Here is a 12,474-nt window from a genome sequence, read left to right on the forward strand (position 1 = left end):
ACAGATTCTGCTACGCCCCCCAAACCTACTAAAGTGTCTGCTAATAATTCTGAAGTGGCAATATCGCCTATGTCACCAACGTCGCCGCTAGTAATTGGTATTGTTGCCGGTGAGGTATCAGGGGACAGTTTGGGTGCCGACTTTATGCAGCAGATGAACAATCTGCGTGATGATATTATCTGGGTAGGCGTTGGTGGTACAAAAATGCAAGCACAAGGCCTACAAAGTATTTTTCCGTTATCACGTCTGGCAGTGATGGGTTTAGTAGAAGTATTATCGCAATTACCAGATCTACTCAAAGCGCGCCGTGAGCTATTAGCCGCCTTTAAAACCGCTGATATCGATTGGTTCATCGGTATTGATGCGCCTGATTTTAATTTACGAGTCGCTAAAAAACTCAAACCTGCAGGCGTGTTTTGTGTCCAATATGTCAGTCCGTCAATTTGGGCATGGCGTGAGTCGCGTATTCACGGCATCAAGGCTGCAACTAACTTAGTGCTGTGTTTGTTTCCGTTTGAGCTGCCGGTTTACGAGCATTATAGTCATCCAGCGATATGTGTTGGACATCCGTTATTGCGGACTATGAACCAAGACTTGTTAGACACACCGACCAATCAGCTGCGTAGTGAGCTGGTCTGGCACAATGACGGCCTACAGCAGTTCTTTATTGAGCGCTTTAATGATGTCAGTCAACTTATTTGCGTGATGCCAGGGTCGCGGCGTGGTGAAATTACGGCTATCTTGCCCTTGATGCTTGACGGTATCCAAAAACTGATATTACTAGACCCTAAGCTATGTTTTATCATTCCAACAGTGGATCAAAACCATCAGTATATCGTACAAGAAGTCATTGATAAGCGCTCCGAGCAACTGCGTGCTGCTATTGTCGTGGTCTATGATGAAAGCCAGGCAGCCTTTAGTCAACAAGCGATGGCCGCGTCCGATCTTGTTATGCTCGCATCGGGCACAGCAACCCTTGAGGCCATGCTCCTTGAGCGCCCAATGGTGGTCATTTACCAGCTAAATCAGCTGACCTATCAGATCGCTAAGCGCTTGGTAAAAGTACCTTATGTGGCGCTACCTAATATTTTAGCGGGTAAGGCCATTGTTCCTGAGCTTATCCAAGAGCACGCGAGTGGCGAGAATATCTGTAGGACGGTTATGCAACTATTGCAGCCGCGCGCGTATACGGAGCAATTAAAAGCCCTCACTAGCACCAAACAAAAGCTACAGCAACAAAGCAATCATGACCCTGCGAATAGCGTGATTGAGCAATGGTTTACTCAGAACAGTCATTAACTATCATCGATTAAATGTCGTTATTTAAGTGAGAACAAATAATTGAATGCTAACAATTAAGTACTAGTAAACAACTATTATTGTTAATCAAATTAATAAACAAGAAGCTTTAAAGTTATGAGTATTGAGACCTGTCTAGAAAACTTTGTAATCCCTATTAAAAGCGTTATTGAGCATATCGATGTTAAAGGACAAGATGTTAGCTTGGCAGCACCTATCAAGCTGTCTGGTCAGCTAAATATCTCTAAGCTATTAGCGGAGCAGTGGATAAATACAGGGCAAGAATCAGATGAAACAGCCTTACAGATTGGCGTTGATGAAGCAGGACGCGGGCCATTACTTGGCAGCGTCAATGTGGCTGCTGCGATATTACCTAAGGCATGGTCAGGTTTAATTGAAGCACAACCGCTACAACATACCTTACTGTCTATCCTAACCGACTCCAAAAAGCTAAGTGAGAAAAAGCGCGATAGGCTTTATCCATTAGTACAGCAGCATGCGATAGGTTATGTGGTTGCCGACATTCCAGCAGCGGTGATTGATCAGGTGAATATTCTACAAGCGACTCTGCTGGGCATGCGCTTATGTACTGAAGTGTTATTAGAAGTGATGGTAAGTCAGTCGGCTACCGCTATAAATGATGCAACAGAAGCGTCTCGCCATCTGCAAGCGCAAGTATTATTTGATGGCAATCGCTGTCCGGAGCTCGATTATCTAAAGCTTGCTACATTAGGCATAGAAAAGTCAACTATTGATTGTCAAGCCTGGGTAAAAGGGGATGCACGTCATACCAGTATCGCGGCGGCCAGTATCTTAGCAAAAGTCAGTCGCGATCAAACGATGTATGAGCTGGACTCCCAGTATCCACAATACGGTATTGCTCAGCATAAAGGTTATCCAACCCGCGTGCATATGCAGGCGATTGATACTCATGGGGTATTACCTGACCATCGGCGCAGTTTTGCACCCATCAGACGAGCGTTAGAGAATAAATAGTCGACCAAAGATAAATTATTGTCTTAAAAGCAGTCAACACTTAAATTAAATAGCCTAAGTAATAAATAGGCTATTCTCTGGATTAACACTAGGATTATTCCTCAAATTAGTTTCTAAAATTTATGTTATGTCAAGCGGTATCCTACAGACGGTTTTATTGTTATCATAGACAGTATTTTTATTATGAATTGGTATGTCCACTTCATTACCCTATAGGATAAATGATGATTTTTAATCCGACAGAAAAAGGCCTTGCCGTTGCTTTTTTCTCAACCATAATTTTGACTGCTTGTGGTGGTGGCGGGGACTCAGATAACAATTCAAACAACTCGAACCCACCGGCAACTGTTAAGCCAATAGAGTCTACTCAGACATTAAAACCTACCAAGCCTGCTACTCCCTCTAAGCCATCAAACTCTGATGCCATTCTCCCAGTAGGGGATGCTAAGGTAACTATCAGTAGCATTGATAGTAAAAACTATGATCAAGCAGCGTTAGTCGGCTCTAACTTAATTAGCCTACAAAGACAGGACTGCGGACTTGGCGGGGTCGAGTATGACCAGGAGTTGACCGAAATTGCGACTCAACATGCTCAGTATATACAGCATGTGTTCTCCAACACCACACCGACTACCTTCAATGCTCATTACGAAAATGAGATTGCCGATATCAAGAACTCGACCGGAAAGAACAATCCATTCTTTAGGGGTGTCAGTTTCAAAGACCGCCTGCTCAGAGCCAATTATCCCGATCTAGCTTATGGTGTCACTGAGAATATTGCCCAGACCGCGTACTTTAATTCTGCCGGTAAGGTGATATCTCCTGAATACGCCTCATATTCAATGACAAAATCGCTATTGGCTGCGCCCTATCATCAGCGCATACTTATGACCCCTAATCTCAGCCAAACAGGGTCAGGTATGGTCGCTTATAAGCCTTATAATAAGGCCAGCGATAAAAGTCAGAGCTATGTCTTTGTCAACGCCTCATCTGCGACTCAAAGTACAAAAAACGATAGTGTAAAAGGACTGTTTACTTATCCGTGTGCTGGTGTAACTGATACCAATACAGCACTATACAATGAGTTCCCAAGCCCAGTGGCCGGGACAGGTCGCAACCTAAAATATGACCCTATTGGTCAGCCAGTGTATATCAGTATGCCGTCAGCGAACTCTATTAAAGTCAGCAATATTAAATTTTATGATGTGCAGCGTAAAGTAGACGTCTCTACCGATCTATTAGACTTTAATAACGATCCCCATAAAAACACCGCGTATGAACTGCCAAAAAATGAAGCCTTTATTTTACCATTAACCGATAGTCTAAAAAGCTGTAAAACAGGCAGAAAGCAAGGTCAAAATTGCGGACTTTATGGCAATAGCGAGTACAAAGTAAGCTTTGATGTTTTGGTAGATAACCAAACCTTAAATACGAAAAAATTTACTTTCAGAACAGGTAATGTGAATTATTAAACAGTAGCAACTCTTGCCTAAAATTTACTCAAAAATACTAAAAAGAGTACCTAAAAAGATGAATTTGGCTGCTGCAGGAATACTTCTTCTGCTCCAGTTGATGTTCGATTTAAGGCCGCATTACGATGTGGATAACGTCCAAATTGCTCGATAATTGCTTGATGACCATAAGCAAAGTCTAGTGTAACGGGATCATCTAACTGCTCAAACAGGGAAAAGTAGCGTGCCTGAATCACTGCTGATTCAGAATGCATAAACGGCATAATCATAAACTGGCGCCATTGCCACGGTAAATTACTAAATTTAGGCTGATAAATGGCTTCTTGCGCCAGCACCAAAGCCATATTATCTTGCGCAAATGCGCATGCTTGCTTGCGACATAGATTACGTGAAAATTGATCTAAAACAATAATCTCTGCTAAGCGCCCAGCAAGGTTAGTCGCTACAGTATCAATCCCTGTATCATCAGTAGTTGTATGTTCCTCAACACGTCGCCAAAGTGCACATTCACCCTGTCTAGAAGCTTGCCATATCTCACCAAACTTATCATTGATTGTCTGATCAAATTTATCATCTTCTAAAAACCAATACGGTTCGTTGTCTTTATCAAACCAAAATTTCAAGACAGCGTGGGCATCAGCGTGAAGGTGTGGTAGGTTAAGCTGGGTTAAATCAGGTTGATTCAAGAAGGTAGAATAATCGGTTGAGAGAGACATAAGCTATTCTAATTATGATAGGTTTAGTCTACTATAACGCAATTATTTACGTGTGTCATATCGCTACTGAGCATCACCTATAATCCATAAGTTTTTGCTTGTTTCTATTATTATTATCATGACGGTCACTATCCTTATCAAAAGCTATTAGGTTATCTACTATGAATTCCTCCGCCACTGTACAACCAATAAATGTACCTACCCCTTATTATTTACTTGATGAGGCCGCTATTGTGGCGAATATGCAGATTATCGCTCGTCTATGTGAGCTATCCGGCGCAAAGGCTTTATTGGCGCTAAAATGCTTTGCTACATGGGGCGTCTTCGATGTTATACAGCCATATTTACATGGTACGACTTCATCGTCCCTTAATGAAGTACGACTAGGATATGAGACTTTTAGTAATACAAACGAGAAGGAAACCCATGCCTATAGTGTGGCTTATAGCGCGGATGAAATCCCTGAAGTACTTAGCTATGCTGATAAAATTATTTTTAATTCTATCTCACAATTAAATGCCTTTAAAGACCAAGCGAAGGCGCAAAGTGTCCCCGTAGGATTGCGGTTAAATCCCAAGACCAGTAATTCGTCATTTATTATTGCTGATCCAGCGCGTCCTTTTAGTCGTCTTGGAGAACATGATAAAGACAGTATTGCAGCGGTGCTCGATGACATCACTGGGGTCATGATTCATAACAACTGCGAGAATGACAGTTTTGAATCCTTTAGTAAAAGCTTGGCCGATATCGAAGCTAAGTTTGGTGGCATTTTAAAACAGCTAGAATGGGTAAGTTTAGGCGGCGGCATTCACTTTATTGCTCCTGATTATCCGCTTGAGCAGCTGGCGGAACGTCTAAAAACCTTTAGCGAAACTTATGGCGTGCAAGTCTACTTAGAGCCGGGTGAGGCTAGTATTCATGGCGCTGGTACGTTGGTCACGACGGTTTTAGATATCATGTATAACGAGAAAAATCTCGTAGTGGTAGATTCCTCTATTGAAGCGCATATGTTGGATTTACTTATATATCGTGAGTCCGCGCCGATAGTTGCTATTAATAATAACCCAATTGATATCGCGCCTCTTGATATCGATCCTACTAGCAGTACACCCACTGATATTTCAGCAACTGAACAAGCTGAAGCAGCTAATAATACTATTATTTATGGTCGTTCTTGTTTGGCTGGTGATATCTTTGGTGAATATTCACTGTCAAATTCTTCACAAAGCTCATTGCAAATAGGCGATACCGTCACTTTTGGTAATGCGGCTGGTTATACCATGGTTAAAAAGAACTGGTTTAATGGTGTTAATATGCCCGCGATTGTGATTCGTCGTCTTGATGGGAGTATTAAGGTGCAGCGAGAGTTTGATTATCAGGATTATAAAGCGAGTTTGTCTTAATGTTGCCAGCTTTATAATTGGCTCAGACGGCAAGATTTTTCTGATTTGCTAATTCTTGCCGAAAGGTGGGTAAAAATTGTTATAATCACTACGGACAAAAATAGCAGTCATTGTCCATCGGGTGCGTGGGTTTTCCTTGGTCTTCCTTTTTAATTCACGCATATCATTCACTGGTTTCTGTTTTGAATAGCCTTTATCACAATGGTCACAGGCGCCAACAGAGACACAAAGGAGGATTGTTGCATTGAAACCAACTCAACATACCAAGCAAGCTAAAAAAAATGTACTTATTATCGGTGCTGGCGGCGTTGCGCAAGTGGTCGCGCATAAATGTGCGATGCATAATGACGTACTAGGTACGATTCATATCGCTTCACGCACGCAAGCCAAATGTGATGCTATCGCTCAAAGTGTGCAGGATAAAAATAGCTTTAAGCAGACCGCTACCTTACATACGCACCAAATCGATGCCATGGATATCCCAGCGCTGATACAGCTTATTAGCGACACTGGCATTCAAATCGTTATCAATGTCGGTTCACCTTTTATTAATATGAGTGTGTTAGAAGCCTGTATTGAGACTAGTGTCGCTTACATCGATACCGCTATTCATGAAGATCCACGCAAGATTTGTGAGACCCCGCCATGGTATGACAACTATGAATGGCAGCGTAAACAGCGCTGTGCAGATAACAATATCACTGCCATTTTAGGCGCAGGCTTCGATCCTGGCATGGTCAATGCTTATGCCAGACTCGGCTATGACATGATGGATGCAGGCTCGGTCACTGATATTGATATCATCGACATTAATGCCGGCAACCACGGCAAATACTTCGCCACTAACTTTGACCCTGAAATTAACTTCCGCGAATTCACTGGTACGGTTTATTCGTGGCAGAACAGTAAGTGGCAATCTAACAAGATGTTTGAAGTTAAGCGTACGGATGATTTTCCCGTCGTTGGCGTGCAAAACAGCTATCTAAGCGGTCATGACGAAATTCATTCTTTATCCGTCAATTTAGATGTACCAAATATTCGCTTTTGGATGGGTTTTGGTGAGCATTACATCAATGTCTTTACCGTCCTTCAAAGCTTGGGATTATTGTCCGAGCAGCCAGTCATGACTGCTGAAGGCTTAGAGGTTATACCGCTAAAAGTTGTCAAAGCGGTACTGCCTGATCCAAGCTCATTGGCACCGAACTATACCGGCAATACTTGTATCGGCGACAAGGTCAAAGGTAAGAAAGACGGCGTAGATACTGAAGTATTTATCTATAATACTTCAGACCATAAAGACGCTTATGAAGCCATGGGTAGTCAAGGCATCTCTTATACTGCTGGTGTGCCGCCGGTTGCCGCTGCTATGCTAATCGCTACTGGCGAGTGGGATGAAGGGAAAATGGTCAACGTCGAAGAGCTTGATGCTAAGCCCCTTATTAATCTATTAAATGAGATTGGTTTACCGACGCGAATTCAAGATGCAGATGGTGATAGAGCGTTAACGTTTGATATTTAATTAGCTGTATTTTGTATTAAAAAAAGCCCGTTTAGCATTTTTCTATTGATGCTAAGTGGGCTTTTTTGTGGTCTGCTTTTGATGGTTTAATAGGGGAGTTGATTCTGCTATTCATCACTCAACTAAGAGGGACGAGGCAGTGATATCGTACTACCTATGCTACGCTTATGCGATACAAGGCTAGATCTATAATTGCTACATTTATTGAAGCATTAATATGTAGCAAAATATTAACTAAAACTCGAAACTCAACCTTCCTACGCACATTACTCAACCAAACCAAATACAGTGCACCAGCGAGTAGGCGATAACCTTTAAGTATTCATAGTCCAGCACCAAGTGCGCATGATCAAACAAGCCAAGATTCCTAATCATTGAACGAGACTAATCTTAGTGGTCTTATGTTTTTGACTGAGCGTTTTTTTATATTATTATATTCGCTCAACTAAGCGAGTATAGTTGACTGACAATGACCTCAATTTATATAAGTCAAACATTACTCTTAGGGATAAGAGTAGCGGGTTATTAAACCAATAACACTCATGAGCAGGGAGCTATTTATGGAATTTGACTATATTATCGTTGGCGGTGGGTCTGCAGGGTGTGTGTTAGCAGGACGCTTATCGGAAGATCCCAATATCAATGTCTGTCTGCTGGAATCTGGCGGTGAGGGCAAAGATCTGGTGGTACGTGTCCCTGGAGCCGTCATTATGATGATGCGTGACAAGCCGATAAAAATCAATAACTGGTGCTTTAATACTGTACCGCAAACCAACCTTAATAACCGCCTTGGCTATCAACCTCGTGGGCATTGTCTCGGTGGCTCGTCGGCTATTAATGCGATGATCTATACCCGTGGTAGTCCAAAGGATTATGACCGTTGGGTAGATTTAGGTTGTGACGGTTGGGGCTACGAGCAATTACTACCTTATTTTAAAAAAGCAGAAAACAACAGCCGCGGCGCAGATGACTATCATGGTGATAGCGGGCCTCTGCATGTCACCGAATTACTCAGTCCCCGTCCTATCTCTAACGCCTTCGTTGATGCGTGTGTCGCCAATGGAATTGACCGTAATGACGACTTTAATGGTGCCAAGCAAGACGGCGCAGGTCTGTACCAAGTCACCCACTTTCATGGTGACAAGCAAGGGCAACGCTGCTCAGCAGCTGCCGCTTATCTACATCCTATTGAGGATCGCTCAAATCTTACCATTATTACAGGTGCAATGGCCTCACGTGTCTTAATAGAAGACAAGCGGGCAATCGGCATGGTTTACCATAAAAGCGGCGAAGAATATACTATCAAAGCCCGTTCAGAAGTTATCCTATGTGCGGGGACCTTCGGTTCACCCAAGATATTGATGCTTTCGGGTATTGGTCCCAAAGATCACTTGCAACAACATGGCATTGAGATTGTTTATGATTCGCCAAATGTGGGTAAAAACCTACAAGATCACCTCGATGTGGTTTTTGATTATGAGGTGAATACCAAAGATGTGTTTGGTATTGGTTTTACAGCAGCCGGTAACTTGATCAAAGCCTCAAACGATTGGAGAAAAGACGGTACTGGGCTGTTATCAACCAACTTTGCGGAAGCAGGTGCTTTTTTTAGTGCCAAAGAAGAGACTCCAGAAGAGTGGCCAGACATCCAGCTACACTTTGTCATTTCTCGAGTGATTAATCACGGACGTGAGCTTAAGTGGGGTTATGCGGTTTCCATCCATAGCTGTTATTTGCGCCCTGAAAGTCGGGGCACAGTAAAACTGGCCTCCACTGATCCGAGCGCGGCACCGCTGATAGATCCTAATTATTTAGCTGACCCAAAAGATGTTGAATATATGATTGCAGGGGCAGAGCGTACTCGCGCTATTATGATCGAGGCACCGATGGCAAAGTACATTACTGAAGACTACGCCGCGCCTTATATCGAAAAAGATGGTTTACTCGGTTATATCCGCAACAAATCGGATACTATTTATCATCCCATAGGCACTTGCCGAATGGGCGCAGACAGTCAATCGGTCGTTGATATAGACCTTAAAGTTAGAGGAGTTAAGGGCTTGCGAGTAATTGATGCCTCTATTATGCCTACCCTAATCAGTGCCAATACCAATGCCCCAACTATCGCTATTGCCGAAAAAATGGCGGTGCAAATCAAAGCTGAATATGCTGCTTCTGTTTAATAGTTTTATTTGAAAATAACCGGATATTTAACAGCCAGTCTAAGAGCTAAATTAACAGCCAGCTTTCCAGTATTTATTTATAACATTGGAAAGCTTTTTTTATTTAAAATGTGAGGGAGCTATTGATGCTAAAAATAAAAGTGGCTATCCAATAACAACTAACAGGATGCAGAATTGCGGCTGTTGCTAAAATTTTGGGCAAAATCTAAATAATTTTAAATAAGGAGTTTACCTTGTCGAATCAATTAACAGCGATTACTGAGTACTTTCTTGAGCTTGATGCCTTAAAGCTGGTTAACCGTCGTACTTATATTGATGGCGGAGTTCGCCTTGAGAATTCTGCTGAGCACTCATGGCATTTGGCTATGGCTTGTTGGTCAATTTCAAGAAGTTTTGATCTTGATATCTCTGAAGAGAAGCTATTGAAGCTGGCGCTAATCCATGACTTAGGTGAGATTGACGCTGGTGATACCTTTCTTTATGCAGCTGATAGAAGTAGCGCGCATACTGCCGAACGAGAAGGTATTAAACGATTAAAAAGCCACCCAGGCAATGCTATTAGCGATCTATCTGAGTTGTGGGAAGAGCAAGAAACGGGCCATAGCTTAGAGACTAAGCTGCTAAAAGTGGTAGATAGGCTATTGCCATTTCTACATAATATCAACAGCGAAGGCAAGACTTGGCGAGAGCTCGGTGTAAAGAAATCCCAAGTAGTGAACGCACATGCATTCATTGCTGATGATTTTCCTGAGATTCATTTGTGGATGACTGATACCCTTAATTTAGCGGTAAAAGCGGGTTGGCTGGATGATTGCTAGTAGTCATTGCTAAATATGAAATTAGAAGTAATGCTTGTTTCTCACAGCTTAGTCATGCTAACTAAGCGCTATTAAACTCTAGCCTTACATATAAGGGAATTGGATATGAAATCTCAAGTTAGCTCTGATAAGTTTTGGGATAAAGTGGCTGATCGCTACGCGAAAATGTCAGTGTCGGATATGGCGACCTATGAGAAGAAACTCACTGAAACCCAGAGTTTTTTTGAGCCAGACATGCATATTTTAGAATTTGGCTGCGGAACAGGCGCGACGGCTATTCTTCACGCTACCTATGTGCAGCATATTGATGCAATAGACATATCTGAAAAGATGCTTGAGATTGGCCGGAGCAAGGCTAAAGAGGCGGGTATTGAGAATATCGAGTTTACTCATGGAGATTTGGAGGCATTCAATGCAGAGTCTGCCAGCTTAGATGCTGTTTTGGCCTTAAACGTGCTGCATTTATTAGCAAATCGACAAGCTACAATAGCGGAAGTTGCTAGAATTTTGAAGCCCGGTGGTATTTTTGTGAGTAGTACTATCTGCCTTGGTCATTCGTATTTGCGTTTTATTAAGCTCGCAGCAGCGCTTGGTAAAAGGCTTGGTCTAATGCCTAATATATCTATATTGACCGAAGCCAAATTGGAAAACGAGATTACAAACGCAGGATTTGCGATTGAGCGCCAATGGCATCATGGAATAAATGATATCAGGGTATTTATTATTGCGCGAAAAATATAGCATTGTAAGTTGGTTTACTCTTAAATCGAAAAGACAGTGACGATATCTGCTACTTAAACGAATGTGCCATCCTCTTAGATGGGTACCTGCGTTGTATTCAAGGAGAGGCCACACCTCTGTGCTCAAAGTGCAAGACGCAGATGGCATTTTTTGCTCAAATAGACTCCGAGGATGAGACGAGTATTATGTGGGGTGATGGTGGACTGGTTTATTTTTTCTGCTGCCAATAACATAAGGAGGCGTTCCATTTTGAGTTACAGTGTTATTGATGCTGAACGAGCCGGAGGTATTCGCATAGTTTTCTACCATAAGGTGACATTATGAAGGTAATATTATGAAATTTCTAGAGCTAAAAGTTCCGCCTGTGCTACAAGTCTTGACTGTAGGCGCCGCAATGTATGGCGTATCTAAAACGCTGCCATCGTTGCAGTTTTCGCTTACCGGTTCAGGTTGGTTAGCAAGCGCTCTCGCTGTCACAGGTTTGGGTGTCGGGGTAATGGGCGTCACTGAATTTAAAAAAGCGCAAACGACCGTTAATCCACATACTCCCGAAAAAGCCACGGATTTGGTAACAAGTGGCATTTATCAATATAGTCGCAACCCCATGTATTTAGGCCTTGTTCTTATTTTGTTAGGCTGGGCATTATATTTGTCTCATGTTTTGGCATTTGTATTGCTTCCAGTTTTTATTATTTATATGAGTCGCTTTCAAATTCAGGCAGAAGAGAAGATTATGATGCAGAAGTTTGGTGATAAATATCAAGCTTATTTAACGAAGGTGCGTCGCTGGCTGTAAAGATTAATGAAGGTTTCATGTTAAATGGTATTGCTCAGGTTTGCTTATTCTGTTTGAATGGACAGTGAGTATTTTAGTGGGTACTTTAAGTGATAAATAAACTATATTGGGCTGAATTCACCATCTACACTTATAAAATATCGCTTTATAACCTTGTTATAAGCCATCAAATAATTAAGTTAAAAATTAGGAGACAGTATTATGGAAATCAATAATATACCTTTTGGAACCACCGATTGGACCGCAGTGGAAGCGCTAGAAGTTAAAGGTGAAACAGGTGCTGGGCATTGGAAAACACTCGAATTCGGTACTATTAATGTGCATATGGTCGAGTATTCAGCCGGTTATCTTGCCGATCACTGGTGTAATAAAGGACATATACTACTGTGTATCGAAGGTGAGCTAAATACCGAGCTACAAGACGGGCGTACTTTTACTCTAACGCCGGGCATGACCTATCAGGTAGCAGACGATACAGTAGCGCATCGTTCATCAACCACAGGTGGCGCTAAGCTGTTTATTGTTGATTAA

12 protein-coding genes are annotated in these 12,474 nt (G+C 42.3%); 11 read left to right on the forward strand and 1 reads right to left on the reverse strand.

The genetic code is table 11. The features are described 5' to 3' along the window. Window positions 1–69 precede the first annotated feature (69 nt). From lpxB to AAEY88_RS00500, 3 genes are all read left to right on the forward strand, one after another. A complete protein-coding gene (lpxB, locus tag AAEY88_RS00490) occupies window positions 70–1,299 on the forward strand; it encodes a lipid-A-disaccharide synthase (RefSeq protein WP_350560367.1) in 1,230 nt (409 codons plus the stop codon). Window positions 1,300–1,416: 117 nt separating this feature from the next. Then, the gene (locus AAEY88_RS00495; protein ID WP_350557629.1) at window positions 1,417–2,295 is read left to right on the forward strand and encodes a ribonuclease HII; all 879 of its coding nucleotides are present in this window, start codon (window positions 1,417–1,419) and stop codon (window positions 2,293–2,295) included. A 221-nt stretch (window positions 2,296–2,516) separates the two neighbouring features. Then, window positions 2,517–3,767, forward strand: coding sequence for a CAP domain-containing protein (locus AAEY88_RS00500; RefSeq protein ID WP_350557630.1), 1,251 nt, complete (start codon window positions 2,517–2,519; stop codon window positions 3,765–3,767). 50 nt (window positions 3,768–3,817) lie between these two features. Here AAEY88_RS00500 and AAEY88_RS00505 read toward each other — a convergent pair whose 3' ends face one another. After that, window positions 3,818–4,483 carry a DUF924 family protein gene (locus AAEY88_RS00505; protein WP_350557632.1) on the reverse strand — a complete coding sequence of 222 codons (666 nt, stop codon included), beginning with the start codon at window positions 4,481–4,483 and terminating at the stop codon, window positions 3,818–3,820. Window positions 4,484–4,644: 161 nt separating this feature from the next. Here AAEY88_RS00505 and AAEY88_RS00510 point away from each other — a divergent pair, with 161 nt between their 5' ends. From AAEY88_RS00510 to AAEY88_RS00545, 8 genes are all read left to right on the forward strand, one after another. Further along, a complete protein-coding gene (locus AAEY88_RS00510; RefSeq protein ID WP_350557634.1) occupies window positions 4,645–5,886 on the forward strand; it encodes a carboxynorspermidine decarboxylase in 1,242 nt (413 codons plus the stop codon). Between the two features lie 244 nt (window positions 5,887–6,130). Beyond that, the gene (locus AAEY88_RS00515; RefSeq protein WP_350557636.1) at window positions 6,131–7,405 is read left to right on the forward strand and encodes a saccharopine dehydrogenase family protein; all 1,275 of its coding nucleotides are present in this window, start codon (window positions 6,131–6,133) and stop codon (window positions 7,403–7,405) included. A 560-nt stretch (window positions 7,406–7,965) separates the two neighbouring features. Next, a complete protein-coding gene (locus AAEY88_RS00520) occupies window positions 7,966–9,588 on the forward strand; it encodes a GMC family oxidoreductase N-terminal domain-containing protein (protein WP_350557637.1) in 1,623 nt (540 codons plus the stop codon). A gap of 233 nt (window positions 9,589–9,821) precedes the next feature. Next, window positions 9,822–10,406 carry an HD domain-containing protein gene (locus tag AAEY88_RS00525; RefSeq protein WP_350557639.1) on the forward strand — a complete coding sequence of 195 codons (585 nt, stop codon included), beginning with the start codon at window positions 9,822–9,824 and terminating at the stop codon, window positions 10,404–10,406. Window positions 10,407–10,511: 105 nt separating this feature from the next. Next, the gene (locus AAEY88_RS00530) at window positions 10,512–11,147 is read left to right on the forward strand and encodes a class I SAM-dependent methyltransferase (protein ID WP_350557641.1); all 636 of its coding nucleotides are present in this window, start codon (window positions 10,512–10,514) and stop codon (window positions 11,145–11,147) included. 68 nt (window positions 11,148–11,215) lie between these two features. Further along, window positions 11,216–11,377 (forward strand): DUF1963 domain-containing protein, encoded by a 162-nt coding sequence (locus AAEY88_RS00535; RefSeq protein ID WP_350560369.1) that lies wholly within the window; start codon window positions 11,216–11,218, stop codon window positions 11,375–11,377. Between the two features lie 104 nt (window positions 11,378–11,481). Beyond that, window positions 11,482–11,943 (forward strand): isoprenylcysteine carboxylmethyltransferase family protein, encoded by a 462-nt coding sequence (locus AAEY88_RS00540; protein ID WP_350557643.1) that lies wholly within the window; start codon window positions 11,482–11,484, stop codon window positions 11,941–11,943. Window positions 11,944–12,144: 201 nt separating this feature from the next. Then, window positions 12,145–12,474 carry a DHCW motif cupin fold protein gene (locus AAEY88_RS00545; protein WP_350557645.1) on the forward strand — a complete coding sequence of 110 codons (330 nt, stop codon included), beginning with the start codon at window positions 12,145–12,147 and terminating at the stop codon, window positions 12,472–12,474.

Source organism: Psychrobacter sp. CAL346-MNA-CIBAN-0220, assembly GCF_040309805.1.
Classification (GTDB): domain Bacteria; phylum Pseudomonadota; class Gammaproteobacteria; order Pseudomonadales; family Moraxellaceae; genus Psychrobacter.

Coding starts and splice junctions, on each gene's coding strand:
- lpxB (WP_350560367.1), top strand. CDS start 70: ATGTCACCAACGTCGCCGCTAGTAATTGGTATTGTTGCCGGTGAGGTA.
- AAEY88_RS00495 (WP_350557629.1), top strand. CDS start 1,417: ATGAGTATTGAGACCTGTCTAGAAAACTTTGTAATCCCTATTAAAAGC.
- AAEY88_RS00500 (WP_350557630.1), top strand. CDS start 2,517: ATGATGATTTTTAATCCGACAGAAAAAGGCCTTGCCGTTGCTTTTTTC.
- AAEY88_RS00505 (WP_350557632.1), bottom strand. CDS start 4,483: ATGTCTCTCTCAACCGATTATTCTACCTTCTTGAATCAACCTGATTTA.
- AAEY88_RS00510 (WP_350557634.1), top strand. CDS start 4,645: ATGAATTCCTCCGCCACTGTACAACCAATAAATGTACCTACCCCTTAT.
- AAEY88_RS00520 (WP_350557637.1), top strand. CDS start 7,966: ATGGAATTTGACTATATTATCGTTGGCGGTGGGTCTGCAGGGTGTGTG.
- AAEY88_RS00530 (WP_350557641.1), top strand. CDS start 10,512: ATGAAATCTCAAGTTAGCTCTGATAAGTTTTGGGATAAAGTGGCTGAT.
- AAEY88_RS00540 (WP_350557643.1), top strand. CDS start 11,482: ATGAAATTTCTAGAGCTAAAAGTTCCGCCTGTGCTACAAGTCTTGACT.
- AAEY88_RS00545 (WP_350557645.1), top strand. CDS start 12,145: ATGGAAATCAATAATATACCTTTTGGAACCACCGATTGGACCGCAGTG.